Origin of the sequence: Aureibaculum algae (assembly GCF_006065315.1) — a bacterium.
Taxonomy (GTDB): Bacteria; Bacteroidota; Bacteroidia; order Flavobacteriales; family Flavobacteriaceae; genus Aureibaculum; species Aureibaculum algae.
Map to the genome: position 1 here is coordinate 1,858,869 of NZ_CP040749.1, position 18,639 is coordinate 1,877,507.

An 18,639-nucleotide genomic window follows, 5' to 3' on the forward strand; every position below is an offset into this window, starting at 1 on the left:
ACTCTTCATAAAATAATTAACGACAAATGAAAAATAGAATTCTAATCGTTTTACTAACCGTATTTTTATCATTTACTGGCTTCAGTCAAACATCAAATGAATATTCCATATCCTTTGATAAAGCGGAGCAACATGAGGCACAAATAACTGCAGTGTTTTCTAATCTAGAAAATAAAGTGTTGCAATTGCGAATGAGTAGAACATCACCAGGAAGGTATGCAGTGCATGAGTTTGCAAAGAATGTATACAATGTTAAAGCAGTAGATAGCAAAGGTAATACCTTATCAGTTACACGTTCTGACCCTCATCAATGGAATATTGGTAGTCATGATGGAACTGTAAAAGTAACATACACCCTATTTGGAAATAGGGGAGATGGTACGTATAGTCAGATTGACGAAACGCATGCTCATTTAAACATTCCAGCTACATTTATGTATGCTCTTGATTATGAACATAGACCCATTAAGGTGAAGTTTGATGTTCGTAAAGATTTAAAATGGAAAGTCGCAACACAATTGAAGAATTTGGATAATAATACTTTTTATGCTCCAAACTTAGATTATTTCATGGATAGTCCTACGGAAATTAGCAACCATTCGGTAAGAAGTTTTATCGTTAAAAACGGAGAGAAAGATTTAAAAATAAATTTTGCACTACATCATAATGGAACCGAGGCTGAGTTTGACACCTATTTTGAAAAAGTAAAAAAAGTAGTTTTAGAACAGCAAAAAGTCTTTGGTGAATTACCTGATTATGATTTTGGCGAATACACCTTTTTGGCATGTTATATTCCAAATGCTTCTGGTGATGGCATGGAACATAGAAATTCTACAATAGTAACGAGTACAAGAGGTTTGGCTGAAGGAGGAATGGAAAGAAATATTGGTACCGTTTCGCACGAGTTTTTTCATTGCTGGAATGTTGAACGCATTAGACCACAAACTTTAGAGCCGTTTGACTATACAGAGGCTAATATGTCTGGAGAACTTTGGTTTGCAGAAGGATTTACAAGTTATTATACCAATCTAATTTTATGTAGAGCGGGATTAATAACGAAGAAAAAGTATGTTGAAGGTTTATCTGGTGGACTTAATTATGTATGGAATTCGCCTGCACGAAAATATTTTACCCCAATAGAAATGAGTTATCAAGCTCCTTTTGTAGATGCAGCTAGATCAGTTGACCCTGTAAATAGAGAAAATACTTTTATTAGCTATTATACGTATGGAAGTGTGTTGGGCTTAGCTCTTGATTTATCTCTGAGAGATTTAGATGGAGACAAAAATTTAGATGATTTCATGAAATTATTATGGAAAACTTATGGTCGTAATGAAATACCTTATACGGTTAGAGATTTACAAAATGTTCTGACTACATATGCGGGAGCAACATTTGCAACAGATTTTTTCTCTAATTATATTTTTGATAGTAAAATGCCAGCTTATAAAACGTTATTGGCTTCGGTTGGAGTTGATTTTAATCAATCTAACCAGAATGAATTAGATTTAGGAGTTCATATAGGTAACTTTAAAATAAGTTCAAACCCTATAGAAGGTGGTCCTGCTTATAATGCAGGGTTAGCATTAGGTGATGAATTGATTTCATTAGATGATATGGTGATAAACGCTGAAACTAAAGATGCAACATATTTTGGGCAGTTTCAACCTAACCAAACTGTAAAATTAATTTATAATCGTTTTGGTAAGCAAAGAGAAACGCAATTTACTTTTAAGGCCAACAATGATTATAGCACCAAATTACAAGAAAAGGTAAGTAAAAAAGTTAAGGAGAATAGAGAGCAATGGTTACGGACTAATTAAAAAAGCATAAATTGATATTTCAATAAGCCCTGCTAAAATTAGCATTATCTAATTCATTTTTAGTTTGATACGTGTTTGTCAGAGGTAATTATTTCGAGTTGTTTAATATATAAGCAATAGCAAATCTCTATTTCTAACTTATCAATAATAGGTCAAAGTTAACTCAAGTACGAATAATACTTTGTAATAATTGATATACTGCTATTGCTTATATATACTATTTACTACTGAGCTGCATTATTTACTGTGCAGCAAGTTATTAATTGTTTTATTCCATTTTTCTATTGATTGTAACTCATCACTCAATTGATAGCTAACTTCAGCATTGTAAAATTCCAACATAATGTCGGGTTTATTCTTATCGACAGGGCTAAGTTTTAAGTCAAGTTTGTCAATATCCTTATCGGAATGAGCACCTGAACTACCCACCTTAACGATTTCGCATTTTTTAATCGTAGAGAGGTTAATAAAATAGGATTGCTCTTCTTCCTCTGTTTTTAATATAAAAGAAACGGAATTTTTTGACGCATCTATACCAATAGCGTAGTATTTGAAGATATCATGCTGTGTTATTTCAGAATTGTGTTCTTTCGCTATATTTTTAAGCGAAATTAATAACTGTTTTACTTTTTTCTTTTTACTTCTATTTGTTAATACGAAGGGCATTGCACATATTGCAACACTTACACCTCCTATAATGGTTGTTCCTAAATCCATGGTATGTTTTTTAAATTTTGATACAATAATTTCTGTATGAAGTGATAAATCACAACATATCAATGCGTTAAATGTAGCTACGAAAAAAGTGGCTTAAACATAAAAAAATTACCAAAAATTATGGAAAGGAAATATGAGATCAGTCTTTCTAGACCGAATCAGTTGTGTTTTTAGATGGCTTTTATACTGTTTAAATTTTGCATTAAGCAGTATTTCATTGGAGCGGAAAATGGCCCAAAAGCCCTCATTACCCAATTTAAAAATGGGCAACGTAAATTCTGTGAATTCAGAAAATAAATTTTCGAATTGTTGCGTATGAGGGTAAAGAACATTAGAAAGAGTCGTTGAAAACTCCTTTTGTTCACTTTTTTGTTCAATAACTGGTGTGTCTGAAGATAAAGATGTTTTTGCAGGAACATATATACCAAAACAGTACACTGAAATGAGTAGAACTACACTAAGTATTTGATTCCACCTTTTCATTTTAAGCTTTTTGAACTTTAGAAAATATGTTATTAATTGCAATCATAGTAAAACACTCTTGGATAAATCAAAAATTGAGGTCTCGTACGTATTATTTTTTGTCTTATTTAGACGGTACAAATTTAGTTCTTTTACCAAATAAAAGATAAAAATTTTGTTAAATTGTATTCGTTATAATCCTATCAATATTTGTAACTGTTTCTTTTAAAGAAGTCATTGTGATGATCTGCTGAAGTAACCGTTAGATTCTTTGTGTACTGCATTTAGAGAGTAAAATTATAGCGTTTTGACTAGACATGAGTTAAGGATAATTGTATTTTTAAGTTTGAAAATAGGTAAGAAGTTGCATTCTTTTTATTCATTTGCTTTTAATACTCTTAAGATATTACCTCCAAGTATTTTATAAATATCTTTTTCGTTATACCCTCTTTCTATTAATGCTTTTGTAATTAATGGATATGTTGTAACGTCATCTAATTGTTTAGGAGGTAAAACAATACCATCAAAATCAGAACCGATACCAACATAATCAACACCTACTAATTTAATGATGTATTCAATATGATCAATAACAAGATGAAACGGAGCTTTTAATTCTTCTGTTTCTAGATGATATTTAGAATACATTGATTCTTCGGCTACATAAGGGTTTATACCTAATTGCTTCAAAGAATCTATTTCAGTTTTATGTTTTACGAGAAATTTTTCTTCCTTTTTTGCAACGGTAGCATCTATAAAGCCAGAATTGAAATTAATCTGAATAACGCCACCATTTTTTGCAATAGCCTTTATTTGATCGTCTTTTAGGTTTCTAGGATGAGGACAGATAGTATAAACTGAACTGTGTGAGGCTATAATAGGTTTTGTAGTAGTTGCAATTACATCCCAAAAAGTTTGCTCTCCAACATGTGAAATGTCAACCATTATACCTAATGTATTCATTTTATGGACAATTTGTTTTCCCAATTCAGTCAATCCTTTTTCACCTTCTGAATTAAGCGTTCCGTCTTTTTTTGATTCATCAGAGGCACTTGTTGCCCATGATGTAGAGTTATTCCAGGTAAGGGTTATGTAGCGTACACCGCGATTGAAAAGTGTGTCTAACTTATGTATATCATTTTCAAATTGATGACCACCTTCTAAGCCAATGAGTGCTGCTATTTTATCCTGCTGTACAACTTTTAACAGTTCTTCAGTAGTGGCAACCTTAACTATTTTAGTTGGATTTCTTATAATTACGGCATCTAAACTGTCCATTTGTGCATTGGCATATTGATATGGGTTTGCTTGATTGCCATCACTCCACACGGAGAAAAATTGAACATCTAAACCACCTTGTTTCATTCTGTTCAAATCACTATGTGTTTTTCCTGTTAGGTCGTCATCAATTATAAAACCTTTTTCCATGGTATGGAGCAGAATGTCATTGTGCGTATCAACAAATATGGCTTGGTTATGAATTTCTGCTAATGTTTTGGGGCCTCTTTTGTTTTCTGGGGATTGTTTACAAGAGACAAAAATAAAAAATAATACTACTAAATATCTCATATGCTTGATTTCAAGGTTGTGGTTATCATTACGATAATTGGTTAGGCCTAGGATTGTTGCCTTAATATGCACGGAAGTTAGCAAATTTAAACGGAATAGAAAGGTAGTTCCAAATACTTGTTATCTTGGGAGGGGGGATTAGGTAAACTAGCACTTATAATTTATGTTTTGCTTTTTTGTAAGTTTTTTTATTTATAAAACTTTTTTTAATTAAATCCAATTTACACTATAAATAATCAAACCACCAAATAGAAATGCAAAGGGCGAAATAAGTCTAAAATAAAAAGGCTTAATTATATGAGCACTTCCTGTAGAAAATTTATGATGTAATTTTCTGGGAACACAATAGAGTATCAATGCCGTAATCAGCATAAACCACCCTAATACTTTAAATGCTTCTGGAAATTTACAAAAATCCGAATATAAAATAAAAGCTACTCCAACAACGAGTCGTAATGTGATTTCTGTATAATTTATAAAATTAGTGCTGGCAAATTTGCTTAATGTCATTCTTGCTTTTTGTGGATTAAAAAGCATTATAAATCCAGTTACAATTATAAAAAATCCGAACATAATTATGATCATTCTTGCGAATTCTATTTTGATAATTTACGTTGGTAGTGACAAATGTTGCATAACCGTATTGTATAAACACATTCTATTTATACGCATTATAACTATAATATAAATTTTAATTCAAACTTGGATTCTCTGGGGCGTTGGCCCATAATTTATATTCACCACCAAATTTCATCAATTGGTCTTTCCAAAAAGATTGGTCAGAAATTCCAAATATATTTTGGTATTGGTTTTCAATAACGATCCATGAAGTAGTTTCTAATTCGTCTTGTAATTGATCTTTACTCCATCCTGAATAACCCAGAAAAAAGCGGATATCTTCTTTTTCAAGCTCGTCTTTTTCTAATAATTCTTGTACAACTTCAAAATCACCGCCCCAAAAAATACCATCGGTTATTTCAATACTATCAGGAATTAAATGTGGAACACGATGTACAAAATATAAATTTTCTTCAGAAACAGGCCCACCTTTATAAATGGTAAGATTAGAATCTATTTCTGGTATTATATCGCCTAATACATATTGTGAAGGCTTATTTATTATAAATCCGATTGAACCTTGATCGTTGTGTTCAGATAATAATATTACAGATCTATTAAATGAGGTATCGTTTAAAATTGAGGGTTCCGCAATAAGCAATTTGCCTTTTGTTAATTCTGTTTGTCCCATAAGTTATTTAATTACCCTCTAATATAGTAATTTTTATTAGAAATACATAGGTGTGATTTACCTGTATTAATGGATGATATAAAATATGAGGAATTCTTTTTTAAGGAAAAACGTTACATGACGTCATTGTACTCAATAGTAATATAGATTACCAATAGTAATGGTAGAAGAAAATAATAAAAAAATAGACATAAAAAAAGCTCTCATTGAAAAAATGAGAGCCTTTAAGTTTTTGTGTGAACTAAAATTAGTTTACAGAACTTTTTAATTCAGCACCTGGCTTAAATTTCACTACATTTTTAGCAGCAATTTTTATAGTTTTCCCAGTTTGAGGATTTCTTCCATCTCTAGCAGCTCTTTTAGAAACTGACCAAGAACCAAAACCTACTAAAGAAACTCTTCCGCCTTTCTTTAAAGTTTGTTCTACATTACCCATAACTGAATCTAATGCTTTTTTTGCAGCTGCTTTTGAAATTCCTGCGTCTGCAGCCATAGATTCTACTAATTCTGATTTGTTCATAATTTTTAAATTTAAAATTGATTAATAATTAATTGCTTGTTTAAGCTGAACAAATATAGATTTTATAAGGGTTAACGCAAGTTTTACCTATGAAAAAGTCTTATTTTGTTAATAAAACGGGGTCAATTGTTAATAACCATGGGTTTTTAATTCACTTTTTTAACGCGAAGTCACTGATAATAGGCATTCATGTTAATTTTTTGTTAATCTAACTTAACCTACACAATATTATTGAACATGTGCATTTTGGTCAAATTTATACCCATTAAGTAAGTCGCCAACTTTCATTTTACGTTTACCTGGTAATTGTAACTCTTCAATAATAAGGTATCCATTATCTAAGGCAACCTTCAATTCTGATTTACCAACAATTAATTTTCCTATAGAATGGAGGTGCTGTTCTTTTTCCTTTTTTACATTAAAAATCTTCATTTCAAAAGTTTCCTCATTATTAATAAGAACGGTCCAAGCACCAGGATAAGGATTTAGGCCTCTAATCTTATTATAGACATCATCCAATGATAAGTTCCAATCTATTTGACACGTATCTTTAAAAATCTTTGGAGCGTCTTTTAATTGATCCTCCTCAAATTGATGTTGAGGTGTGGTTTCAACTTCACCTTCTTCAATCAGTTTTACAGTTTTTACTACAAGACCACTACCTAACTCCATTAACTTATCGTGCAAAGTTCCAGCCGTATCATTTTTATCAATAGAAATCTCGTCCTTTAACAAGATAGCACCCGTATCAATTTTGTCATCAATAAAAAACGTAGTTACTCCGGTTGTTGTTTCACCATTAATTATTGCCCAATTAATAGGTGCAGCTCCTCTATAGTTTGGTAAAAGGGATGCGTGCAAGTTAAAAGTACCTATTTCTGGCATTTGCCAAACTACCTTAGGTAACATTCTAAAGGCTACTACAATTTGTAAATTGGCTTTGAGTTCTTCTAACTGTGTTAGAAATAACTCATTTTTTAAATTAGTGGGTTGTAAAATGGCAAGGTTTTGTTCTAATGCGTATTTTTTTACAGCAGATTGATTTAATTTTCTCCCTCTACCAGACGGTCTGTCAGGTGCGGTAATTACGCCTACTACATTATAATTGTTTTCAATTAAGGCTTTTAATACACCCACAGCAAAATCGGGTGTGCCCATAAATACTATTCTAACATCAGTCATTTTGGTACTAGTTCTAATTTGTTTTGCGAATTTATAGTTATTTTATCAGTATCCAATAGGTTTTGTAAGCTCTTTAATAGGGTAGAAGAGGGTATATTTAAAAGGATAGCAATTTCTTTACTAGACAACTGTTTCTTTACCCTTAATAGTTCTAAAATTTGATTTGATAAATAGGTGGTGTTTGTTGTTGCAATAGAATTGTTCGCTAAGCAAACATCGCAAATACCACAGTTTACTTCTAATTTTTCATCAAAATAATTGAGTAACAATTTACTTCTACAAATAGTATCATTTTCAGCGTATTCTATAATAGCATTAATCTTTTCTAATTTTATACTATTATATTGGTTAATGTCTTTAGATATAGCATTAATCGTTCTGTTATCTTCTCTTGGAACTAAAAACTGTAATTCACTTGTATTTTTATTATTTTTATATTTAAGCAAGCCATCTTTCTCAAGTTTTATCAACATGTCTTTAATTGTTGAGACTTGTGTCTCTAATTTTTTGGATAAAACAGATTCATTTATTTTAATAAAATTGTCAAAAATACCTCCGTGCGTTCTCAAAATTATTTTGACTAGGCCATTATTGGTTCGCTCTGCATAATCTAACACTTGGTTTGGAGACATTATAAATTTTAACATAGATTGTTTGTTAAAACCTTCGTTAAATAAAAGAATTTGTTCTCGTTCCAATAATTTTAAAGCATTGTATGTTTTTAAAATATTCATTTTATAAGTGTGGCAAAATGTAGCAAGATCAAATTCAAATTGATGTTCTGGTCTTTCTCCAAATGCAATGTAAAAATATTGATTTAAGTGATTATAAATTTCTTTTGCAAATTCAGGTGTTACCACACCTTTTTGAAATTGATTTTTTAGATTGTTGATGGTGTGATCATTGGCAAAAAGGATGGAGCTGGCGTCATTACCATCTCTACCTGCTCTACCAGCTTCTTGCATGTAATTTTCTAAACTAAAAGGTAAATCGACATGGATAATTAATGCAACATTATCTTTATCTATACCCATTCCAAAAGCATTGGTAGCTACCATTATTGGTGTTTTTTCTTCCATCCAATTATCGAAAGAACGTTGCTTTTCTTCATTTGATAATCCCGCATGATAATACGAGCTTTTAAAATTATTTTTGTTTAAATGATTGCTGAAATCTTGTACGCGTCGTCGGCTATTTACATAAATAATGGTGGTGTTATTACTCTTCTTAAGTAACTTTTTTATCTCAAAATAAACATCTTCATGTCTAGATATTTTTAGAGCCAATTTTTTTCGAACCAATGATTGTTTAAAAACAGTAGCATCTTCTATTTCTAAATTTTTCATTAAATCGTCTAAAACTCGACGGGTTGCTGTGGCGGTTAAAGCAAGTATTGGGGCATCAATACCTAATTCTTTAATTGCAGGAATTTTTAAATAAGCAGGTCTAAAATCATGTCCCCATTCAGAGATACAGTGAGCTTCATCAACAGCAATTAGGTTAATATCTAACTGTTTTAGTTTTTGTTGAATAAAATCAGATTGTAATTTTTCTGGTGAAACATATAAGAATTTATAATTACCAAATTGTAGATTATCAAATGCTTGTATGGCCTGTTCTTGATTTAGATTAGAAGTAATCGCAATGGCTTTAATGCCTTTTTCTTTGAGATTGCTAACTTGGTCATTCATTAATGCAATTAATGGCGATACAACCAAGCAAACTCCTTTTTTTAATAATGCAGGTATTTGATAACAGATAGATTTACCACCACCAGTTGGTAAAATAGCAACTACATTTTTACCCTCTAAAATAGTATTAATAATTTGTTCTTGCGAAGCTCTAAAGTTGGGGTAGCCCCAGTAGGTATTCAGTAGCGTTCTTGCAGTTTCCATTAGTTAGGTTTCACATTGTCTAGAATAAAATCAACTCTTAAATTTATATCGCCTACAGGCACTTCTATGATGTTATATCCTAATTTTGTATAGGCCTGCTTTAAATGTAGATACAAATCTGTAGCCATTTCAAAACTCTCGTAACGTTCATCATCAGTGGTGTAAATTTCTTTCCATGGTGGCAGTAAAAACACACTATCATATTTATATTTTTCACTTTTTTGAATATATATTTGGGGAAATTGAGTCTCGGTATGATTCATATAGGCATGAATGTCTGGAATACCTCTATCGAAAAAGATAATGTCAGCATCCAATTTTAAAGATTCTAAATATTGATTTTCCCTTCCTTCTAACAGTAGTTTACTAAACAATAAAGGATCGTTTAAAAACAAATATTCAATACCGTTAGACCTTGCTTCTAAAGTGATTTGTCTTGATATTTCAGGGATACAGATAAGATTTCTACGCTCTAATTCGTTTATTAAAGTAGTTTTGCCTGTTCCAGGGCCTCCAGTAATTACAATTCTTTTTGGAGAAGTTTTTAGATTACTTGTCATATAACAAAGAAACTAAATTTTATCTGTATTTTTGTCAGTGATTGGTCATTTTATATAATGACAACTCTATATGGTACATTAATTGCCTTATATCTTATAAAAAAAGTGATGAGCGAACAAATTGAATTTTATAAAAAATTAAAGCATAGATTAGAAGAAACTACAGAGTTTCCCACAAAATATTTGTATAAATTTATTATTCCTGCAGATGATAGTAAGATGTTAGAAATTGAAGTAATATTTGATCATACTGGAGCTGTAATTGAGAAGAAAACTTCGAAGACTGGTAAATATGTCAGTTTATCCATTTTAGTTCAAATGGCTAATGCTGATGTAATTATTGCAAAATATAAGGAAGTAGCCAAAGTAGAAGGCGTTATATCTTTGTGATATTTTTAACAGGATTATATATAAATATAAAATATTTTTGGGCGTTCTAAGCGATTAGAATTTACAACATTAAACTTTTTATGAATTTAAAGAACCTATTGATTTGTCTTTTCTTTGTAAACTATTTTTACATAGGGGCACAAAGCAAAAAAGATATACTATTTACTGTAGTAAATGAACCTGTTTATAAGGATGAATTTACGCGAGTTTTTAATAAAAATAGAGATATTGTTGCAGAGGAAAATAAAAAATCTGTCGAAGAATATTTAGATTTATATGTTAACTATAAGCTGAAACTAAAACAGGCTTATGACCTTAATTATGATACGGTTGCGTCATTTAAAAAGGAGTTAAATTCTTATCGAGAGCAATTAATTATTCCATACTTAACGGATAGTAAAATTACAGAATCTTTAGTTCAAGAGGCATTTGAAAGAAGTCAATTAGAAATTAATGCCAGTCATATATTGGTTGGAGTTCCTAAAAAGGCATCCCCTGCGGATACTTTAAAAGCATATAAGAAAATTATTGAAGCGAGGTTAAAAGCAGTAAACGGGCAACCTTTTGAGGAAGTTGCTAAAGAGTATTCTGAAGATCCATCAGCTCAACAAAATGAAGGTAATTTAGGGTATTTCACTGTTTTTGATATGGTTTATGACTTTGAAAATGCAGCATATAATACACCAGTAAATAAGGTTTCAATGCCGTTTAGAACCCAATTTGGTTATCATATTGTAAAAGTAAATGATAAAAGAGAATCTCAAGGTGAGGTAGAAGTAGCTCATATTATGATAAAGGAGAACCCTACAGATTCACTATATGCTAAAACTAAAATTGAAGAGATATATGCTAAAGTGAAGCAAGGAAGTCCATTTCATTTTTTAGCGAACTTACATTCAGACGATAAAACATCAGCATTAAATGGTGGAGCGTTGCCAAAATTTAGTGCCAATAAAATGATAAAGTCATTTTCTGATGTTGCGTTTTCTTTAAAGGAAGTTAATGATGTTTCCAAACCATTTAAAACCGTTTATGGATGGCATATTGTAAAATTAATAAAGAAACATCCCATAACAGATTTAGAAAGTAGAAGAGCGGAGTTAGTTCAGAAAATTGAAAAGAACGAGCGTTCTCAAAGAGCAGGAAAGTCAGTCGTAAATAAACTAATGAATTCTTATAATATATTTAAGGATGAAGAATTACAACAACTATTCTTAAAAAACAATACACTTGAGCTTAATAAGAAGTTAGACCACGATCTTTTTACAATTAATGGAGAAGCGACGAAAGTATCTGAATTAGTAGCATATAGTACTGGGAAAAATACAAATCAAAAAGAGATTTATAATAGCTTTATAGAATTAAAAGTACTTGATTATTTCAAGGCCAACTTAGAAAAAACAGAAGTAGATTTTGCGTTTACGATGCAAGAGTATAAAGATGGATTATTACTTTTTGAGCTTTTGCAAGACAAAGTATGGAAAAAAGCAGAAAAAGATACGGTTGCGTTGCAACAGTATTTTAATGAACATTCAGATAAATATGTTTTAAAGAAAAGAGGAGATGTTATTTTAGCATCATGTACGGTTAAAGAAAAGGCTGATGAAGTTCAAAGCATGCTTTCTTCTGGTAAAAGTCTTGATGAGATAAAAGCAGTAGTAAATGAAGACCCTATTATTCATGTTATTTTTACAAAAGGAATTTTAGAAGAAAATCACAAAAAATTCCCAAAGAACTTTTCTTTAGATTCTATAGGAGTTTCTGATGTTTATGAAGAAAATACGAATAACTTTGTGGTTGTTAAAACGATAAAAATTTTACCATCAGAACCTATGCAGTTTAAAAAGGCTCGTGGTTTGGTAATTAATGATTTTCAAGAACAGCTAGAAAAAGATTGGATTGTAGAATTAAAAAAACAATATCCAGTAAAAGTTAATAAAAAGCTTTTAAAAAAATTGATGAAGCAAAATCAAAATTAATTTGAATTATAGAATCATATATATAATTGTAGTTTTAGCCATTTTTTCGTGTAAACGATCTGAAAATGAAGGAAAACCTGTAGCTAAAGTCTATGAAAATGTTTTATATGAAAAAGATATTAATGAAATACTGCCTGATAATATTTCACAAGAAGATAGTTTAATTTTTGTAAAAAATTATATAAACAAGTGGGCTAGAGAACAATTGTTGGTTCAAAAAGCTAAAATTAATCTACACGAAGAGAAAGAGCATATTAATACATTGGTAAATCAATATCACCAAGATTTATTAATAAATAAATATAAAGAAGCAGTAGTAAAACAAGAATTAGACACACTAGTAACTGAAGAAGACATCGAAAAATTTTATGGAGATAATACGGAAATTTTTAAATTGAATGAAGCTCTTATAAAGTTCAGGTATATCTTTTTCGATGAAAAGATTAATAATGCTAAGGAGTTTATTTCATTATTTAAAGATGATAAACATGATTCCGATATTAAAATAATGAAACAAGAATTGCAATTAAAATCTCATAATTTAAATGATTCCATTTGGATAAAATATGACGATGTTTTAAAGAATGCGTCATTCTTAAAAAGTTATGATAAAAATGATTTTTTGAAGAAAAATAAATTTATTCATAAAGAAGATTCAACAGGGGTTTACCTAGTTAAAATTAAAGATGTATTATTGCGGAATGATACGGCTCCAATGAGTTATGCCATACCTACCATAAAACAAATGATATTGCACAAGCGTAAGCTTGAGTTATTAAAAAAAATTGAAGAAACATTAACTGAAGATGCCATTAAAAATAAAGAATTTCAAATATATTAATATGTTAAAAAAGTTTATAGTACTTATATTATTAGGATTTACGTTTACAACGCAAGCTCAAGATTCTATACAAGCTCAAAAAAGAGTAAAATTAGATGGTGTTGCTACCGTTGTTGGAAAGAACATTGTATTGGAATCTGAAATTGCTGCTTATAAATTAGAATTTGAACAGCAAAGTGAAGGTAAAGTAGATATATCTGACTGTGAAATGCTAGAGCAAATTATGGAAAGAAAACTATTGTCTCACCATGCGGTAATTGACAGTGTTGTTGTTACAGAAGCGGAAATAAACCAAAACGTAGAACAAAAAATTGCTTATTTCTTGCAACAATTAGGCTCTGAAGAAAAAGTCTATTCTTTTTATGGCTTTAATGATATGGCTGATCTTAGAAAGGAGTTTAATGAAGTTGAGAAAGAAGGTTTAATGGTTAAAAAAATGCAACTTCAATTGACTGAGGAAGTTGATGTTACTCCAGAAGAGGTTCGGAATTACTATAAAAGTTTAGAAGACGAAAACAATTTACCTGAAATTGGTGCAGAAATCGAATTACAACAAATTGTAATGTATGCAGAACCATCTAAAGAGGAAGTAGAAAGAGTACTAGATAAACTTAAGGAAATTAAAAAGGACGTTGAAAATGGTGGTAATTTTAAAATGAAAACCATATTGTATTCAGAAGATCCTGGTGTAACTGAAAATAGTGGTTTGTATACAATTACGAGAGAAAGTCAATTTGTAACTGAGTTTAAAGAAGCTGCGTTTAGTTTAGATGAAGGTGAAATGTCTGAGCCTTTTAAATCTGATTTTGGGTATCATATTTTACAAGTTGAAAAGGTAAAGGGGAAACAACGTGATGCCAGACACTTATTATTGCAACCAGAAGTTACGAATGAGCAGAGAGAAAAAGTAAAAGATTCTTTAGAAAATATTAGAACAGAAATCTTAAAACTAAAGATATCGTATGATGATGCCGTGGTAAAATATTCTGAAGAAAAAGAAACAAAAGCGAACAAGGGATTATTAATGAATCCTGAAACGAACGACTCTAAGTTTGATTTAACAAGAATGGATCCTACGTTATATGCTCGTGTTAGCACCTTAAAAAAAGGAGAATTAACAGATGTATTTTTAGATAGAACTAGAGAAGGAAAAGAAATGTTTAAAATAATCTTAATGAAATCTAAAACCGATGCACATACGGCTGATTTAGTTAAGGATTATGTTAAAATACAAGGGTTAGCTTTACAAAAGAAAAAAGAAGAAACGATTGCTAAATGGACTAAAGATAAAATAGGAGATACTTATATTAAAATAAATAAGGACTATAGCAATTGTGATTTTAAAAACAATTGGAAAAAAGAAAGTACTCAATAGTCAGTAAACTCATAATTCATTAGTAGTATAAATTAAACCATTAAATAGTTGTCAATGTCTGACGTAGCAGCAGTCGAAAATTTAGTAATTAAGTATAAAGAACTTCAACAAGAGGTTGGTAAAATTATTATTGGCCAACACGATGCAATAGATCATGTATTGCTTTCTGTTTTATGTGGCGGTCACTCTTTACTAATCGGAGTCCCAGGCTTAGCTAAAACTTTATTGGTAAATACTATTTCACAAACTTTAGGTTTAGATTTTAAGCGGATTCAATTTACGCCAGATTTAATGCCTTCTGATATTATTGGTAGTGAGATATTAGATGAGAATAGACATTTTAAATTTATAAAAGGACCTATATTTTCAAATATCGTTTTAGCTGATGAAATTAATAGAACTCCACCTAAGACACAAGCTGCTTTATTAGAGGCAATGCAAGAAAAGTCAGTTACGGTAGCAGGACATCAATATAAGTTAGATGCTCCATTTTTTGTATTAGCAACGCAGAATCCAATTGAACAAGAAGGTACCTATCCATTACCTGAAGCACAACTGGATCGGTTTATGTTTTCTATATTTTTAGATTATCCAACCTATCAAGAAGAGGTTGATATTGTAAAAAGTACTACAAACGATGAGGTTAAAGTTATTAACCCTATTTTTTCGGCTCAAGAAATTTTGAATTTACAACATTTAATAAGACGTATTCCTGTTGCAGACAATGTAATCGAATATGCCGTAAGTTTGGTTTCTAAAACAAGACCAAATTCTACCAAAGCAGCACAAATTGTAAATGATTATATAGATTGGGGAGCTGGTCCAAGAGCTTCACAAAATTTAATAATAGCAGCAAAAGGGTATGCTGCTATTCATGGTAAATTCTCTCCAGATATTGAAGATGTTCAAGCAGTTGCAGAAGCTATTTTACGCCATAGAATCGTGAAAAATTATAAGGCAGAAGCAGAAGGTATTACGGAAGAACAAATTATAAAGGAGTTGTTTTAATTACTATCTTAATTTACTAGAGCAAATACTATAATTAATAGTGAGATTTCTAAAGTTATATAAACGGTTAACGGCTATTCAGATATTAATTACTTGTGAAATTGTGTAGCTGCAATTCCTATATTCTGTTAAAATAATATAATTTCTACTTTTTGAAACATGATGAACCTTGTAAAATAGCTACTTTAGAAATTACTTATGAGACAAAATTTATTTAAAATTGTAATCATTTTTTTAATGGGTACAATGGTTTGTTCGGCACAATTGTCTAACCTTGCTAAAATAGATTATACAAGACTACCTATAGGGAATTCAGATGTTGGTTACGATCGCTTTAGAGGTTTGTTCAATTACCCTATAAAACTAAATGAGGATAGTTTTTTATTGGTAGGGCTGGACTACAGTAAAATAGAATTGTCTTTTGATAAACGTGTTACCAATTTTGATATCGATGCAATTGATGACTTTCAATTACTAGACTTAAACATTGGTTATACCTACAAGATGAATGATAATTGGCGTGTTGGAGCTCGGTTATCAACAGGTTATAGCTCGAATTTGGTAAAGAAACTAACCTTTGAAGATGCAGTGTTCTCAGGTGATTTAGTTTTTATAAATGACAAAAGAAAGGATAGTACCGTGTCTAAACCTTATCGGTTGATTCTCGGTGTATCCTATTCAGAAAATAGGGGAATTCCCTTTCCACTTCCATTTATTAGTTATTACCGAAAATTTCATCCCAAGTGGTCTTATAATTTAGGGGTTCCTAAATCAAATTTGCAATACCATCTGTCTGAAAAATCTAGAGTTAAATTGGTCGCCGAATTGGACGGGTTTACAGCCAATATTCAAGATGGACTTTTAGTGAATAATGAAGATATTGCAAGTAAGGCAATCATGTCCATTATCATTGCTGGTTTTAGATATGAATACAAAATTACCAAACATCTGGAACTCTATGCAAACCTCGCCAATATCATTAGTAGTAGTGCCAAATTAAAAGACAAAAAACATAATACGGTAACTACAGTCAATAAGAACAACTTTTACTATTTTAAAACTGGAATACGTTTTAAAATTTAAAAGGATACTAAAGGGCAATAAATAAAAGAACAAACGGTACCATATAACTTACTAATGAACTGGTTATTAATAAGAAATAAAATTCTAACAAAAAGAAACGCGAGAAATAAGCGTTAATTTTAAAACGTTTTTGTTGCTAATAGAGTTGTATTTACCCAACATTCCAATAATCGAAATGTTACTTTTCACATTGTTTTCTATATCTTAATGTTGCTGGTGCCAACCCAAAATTGTCTTCAATTAGGGATATGCTATTTAGTTCTAACAAACCAACTTTAATTAATGCTTGATGGTGTATACTATGTTCTAAACAATATGCTAACTCTCTTAAAACAGAAGTCTGTATTTTTATTTGTTTTCCTTCTTCAGCACAAAAATCACCTTCAAGAATGAGTAACTTATCAGTGTTAATCGTTTTTAAACCAGCATTTATACTGTCAATTATTTGAATAGCATAGTGCGTGTCCGTTTCAATTAATAGATTTCTCTTACGGCTGTCGTAATTAATTGTATTCGTTTTTATACCTGATAGAACACTTTGGTAAAACTCTAAAATATGTCTTATATGTTGCCCAATAGTGGCTCCAAACAATGTGTTAGATGGAAAGTTATATTGCTCATTTGTTAATTGATGCAATACCTTTTTTATTTCGTTTAAATTTTCTTGACAAAAGATTTTCATACTTCAATTTATAGAAAGTTTCAAATTGGTTTTGATCCCTATATTTTAATGAAAGACAGCTTTTATAAATACACTGAACCGATACTTAATTTAATTGAAAAATACCAGTGAAAATAGTATTCACTGGTATTTACAAGAAAGGTTGCTCTGCAACCTTTCTAAAAACTCAAAATCAAAAACTAAAAATTTGCTTCAACAGTTACTTCTACGGTTTTAGCAATATTTGTTGAAGGTTTTCCTTTTTTGAAAGCCACTTCATAATCTGCCAACGTCAGATTAAATTTTGAAGTAAGATTAACTTTACCACCTACTATCTTAAAAGTTACTTTTTCTTTTATTGGTTGTGTAATACCATTTATGGTTAAATCACCTTCCACATTTGCAGTATAAGAGCCATCAGTGTTAAATTTGACATTACTAAGATTGACAATTTTTGCTTTTAGTTTTGCTTTAGGGTTGGCTTTTGTATTTAAAAACTTTTTACTATTAAAATGCTCTTGCATTAAGGCTTTTTCAAATTCAAAACTTTGCATAGGTACTGAAAATACAAGATCTCCTGTACTCGTATCTAATGTGCTTACAGCTTTGTAATTGTTAGCTTCAATATCCTCTGCTGGTGTTGTAGAGAAAAATTTCAAGTGTGTCTTTGAACTTACTTGTTTTTGAGCAAATGAACTTACAGTAATTGCTACTAATGTTACGATTGTTAAGAATGATTTTTTCATTTATTTTAAAATTTAATGATTATAGTTATACTTTTTATTTACTTGTTAATTTAGAAATAATATCACATTTTTCCAGGATTACGTTTTCATACATATCTAAATCAGCATCAAATGCGGCTCCAGATCGAATCACACCTTTTACGGTTATTTTATCACCTGTTTTAATGTTTAATGTATGCTCGTTTGTTTCTTTTGTGAAAGTGCAGCTTACACCGGCTTTATCGGTTGCAGATTTTAATAGAATTACTTTTTGATTATTGAAGTCTTCAGAGATTTTGGCAACAAGACCTTCTATTTCAAGGACTTTAGAATTGCCTTCTTCGTCTAAATATTTATTGTTTGCTTTATTGGAATCCGTAAGGTATTCATTTACGATTTCACTTGCCTGATAACTGAAATCTGTTTTGGTGTTTTGTACATCTCTTTGTGGCTTAAAAAACATCATGGCTCCAATAATGCCAATGATTATAATCACGATACCGAGACCTATTACTATTTTTTTTGTGATACTCATTTTATTATCTATTTTTTGGTTTACAAAAGAATAGACTCTGAGTTTTAATTTCCTGACAAAAAAAT

At 30.5% G+C, this 18,639-nt stretch carries 19 protein-coding genes; 7 read left to right on the plus strand and 12 right to left on the minus strand.

From position 1 onward, the window contains the following. Positions 1-26: 26 nt before the first annotated feature. A complete protein-coding gene (locus FF125_RS07625; RefSeq protein ID WP_138949204.1) occupies positions 27-1,823 on the plus strand; it encodes a M61 family metallopeptidase in 1,797 nt (598 codons plus the stop codon). A 237-nt stretch (positions 1,824-2,060) separates the two neighbouring features. Here the strand turns inward: FF125_RS07625 and FF125_RS07630 are convergent, their stop codons facing one another. From FF125_RS07630 to FF125_RS07670, 9 genes are all read right to left on the minus strand, one after another. Next, positions 2,061-2,540 (minus strand): hypothetical protein, encoded by a 480-nt coding sequence (locus FF125_RS07630; RefSeq protein ID WP_138949205.1) that lies wholly within the window; start codon positions 2,538-2,540, stop codon positions 2,061-2,063. A 108-nt stretch (positions 2,541-2,648) separates the two neighbouring features. Then, the gene (locus FF125_RS07635) at positions 2,649-3,023 is read right to left on the minus strand and encodes a hypothetical protein (RefSeq protein WP_138949206.1); all 375 of its coding nucleotides are present in this window, start codon (positions 3,021-3,023) and stop codon (positions 2,649-2,651) included. Positions 3,024-3,377: 354 nt separating this feature from the next. Continuing rightward, entirely contained in the window at positions 3,378-4,571 is a 1,194-nt protein-coding gene (locus FF125_RS07640; RefSeq protein WP_138949207.1) for a dipeptidase, read from the minus strand. A gap of 210 nt (positions 4,572-4,781) precedes the next feature. Next, positions 4,782-5,156 (minus strand): hypothetical protein, encoded by a 375-nt coding sequence (locus FF125_RS07645; RefSeq protein ID WP_250629705.1) that lies wholly within the window; start codon positions 5,154-5,156, stop codon positions 4,782-4,784. Between the two features lie 106 nt (positions 5,157-5,262). Further along, the gene (locus FF125_RS07650) at positions 5,263-5,820 is read right to left on the minus strand and encodes a YqgE/AlgH family protein (RefSeq protein ID WP_138949209.1); all 558 of its coding nucleotides are present in this window, start codon (positions 5,818-5,820) and stop codon (positions 5,263-5,265) included. Positions 5,821-6,067: 247 nt separating this feature from the next. Further along, on the minus strand, positions 6,068-6,340 hold the full coding sequence (locus FF125_RS07655) for an HU family DNA-binding protein (RefSeq protein WP_117884092.1): 273 nt from the start codon (positions 6,338-6,340) through the stop codon (positions 6,068-6,070). A 228-nt stretch (positions 6,341-6,568) separates the two neighbouring features. Further along, on the minus strand, positions 6,569-7,522 hold the full coding sequence (gene fmt, locus FF125_RS07660) for a methionyl-tRNA formyltransferase (protein ID WP_175418885.1): 954 nt from the start codon (positions 7,520-7,522) through the stop codon (positions 6,569-6,571). Further along, positions 7,519-9,417, minus strand: a complete 1,899-nt coding sequence (locus FF125_RS07665; RefSeq protein WP_138949210.1) for a RecQ family ATP-dependent DNA helicase — start codon at positions 9,415-9,417, stop codon at positions 7,519-7,521. Before FF125_RS07665 ends, fmt begins: the two co-directional genes overlap by 4 nt. Continuing rightward, positions 9,417-9,977 carry an AAA family ATPase gene (locus FF125_RS07670; protein WP_138949211.1) on the minus strand — a complete coding sequence of 187 codons (561 nt, stop codon included), beginning with the start codon at positions 9,975-9,977 and terminating at the stop codon, positions 9,417-9,419. The genes FF125_RS07665 and FF125_RS07670 overlap by 1 nt, the downstream gene beginning before the upstream one ends. 57 nt (positions 9,978-10,034) lie before the next feature. Here FF125_RS07670 and FF125_RS07675 point away from each other — a divergent pair, with 57 nt between their 5' ends. The 6 genes from FF125_RS07675 (at position 10,035) to FF125_RS07700 (ending at position 16,653) form a co-directional block, all read left to right on the plus strand. Continuing rightward, positions 10,035-10,367: a DUF493 family protein gene (locus FF125_RS07675; RefSeq protein ID WP_394344124.1), complete on the plus strand. Its 333-nt coding sequence runs from the start codon at positions 10,035-10,037 to the stop codon at positions 10,365-10,367. An 80-nt stretch (positions 10,368-10,447) separates the two neighbouring features. Continuing rightward, positions 10,448-12,346, plus strand: coding sequence for a peptidylprolyl isomerase (locus tag FF125_RS07680; protein ID WP_138949212.1), 1,899 nt, complete (start codon positions 10,448-10,450; stop codon positions 12,344-12,346). A 1-nt stretch (position 12,347) separates the two neighbouring features. Beyond that, a complete protein-coding gene (locus FF125_RS07685) occupies positions 12,348-13,187 on the plus strand; it encodes a peptidyl-prolyl cis-trans isomerase (RefSeq protein ID WP_138949213.1) in 840 nt (279 codons plus the stop codon). A gap of 1 nt (position 13,188) precedes the next feature. Then, entirely contained in the window at positions 13,189-14,562 is a 1,374-nt protein-coding gene (locus tag FF125_RS07690) for a peptidylprolyl isomerase (RefSeq protein ID WP_250629706.1), read from the plus strand. A gap of 54 nt (positions 14,563-14,616) precedes the next feature. Then, complete coding sequence (locus FF125_RS07695) at positions 14,617-15,570, plus strand: AAA family ATPase (protein WP_138949215.1); 954 nt, start codon at positions 14,617-14,619, stop codon at positions 15,568-15,570. Positions 15,571-15,768: 198 nt separating this feature from the next. Next, positions 15,769-16,653, plus strand: coding sequence for a DUF6268 family outer membrane beta-barrel protein (locus FF125_RS07700; RefSeq protein ID WP_138949216.1), 885 nt, complete (start codon positions 15,769-15,771; stop codon positions 16,651-16,653). A 178-nt stretch (positions 16,654-16,831) separates the two neighbouring features. Here FF125_RS07700 and FF125_RS07705 read toward each other — a convergent pair whose 3' ends face one another. The 3 genes from FF125_RS07705 to FF125_RS07715 form a co-directional block, all read right to left on the minus strand. Further along, the gene (locus FF125_RS07705; RefSeq protein WP_138949217.1) at positions 16,832-17,335 is read right to left on the minus strand and encodes a DinB family protein; all 504 of its coding nucleotides are present in this window, start codon (positions 17,333-17,335) and stop codon (positions 16,832-16,834) included. A 179-nt stretch (positions 17,336-17,514) separates the two neighbouring features. Then, complete coding sequence (locus FF125_RS07710) at positions 17,515-18,060, minus strand: YceI family protein (RefSeq protein WP_138949218.1); 546 nt, start codon at positions 18,058-18,060, stop codon at positions 17,515-17,517. A gap of 34 nt (positions 18,061-18,094) precedes the next feature. Further along, positions 18,095-18,574: an OB-fold protein gene (locus FF125_RS07715; RefSeq protein WP_138949219.1), complete on the minus strand. Its 480-nt coding sequence runs from the start codon at positions 18,572-18,574 to the stop codon at positions 18,095-18,097. Between the last annotated feature and the right edge of the window lie 65 nt (positions 18,575-18,639).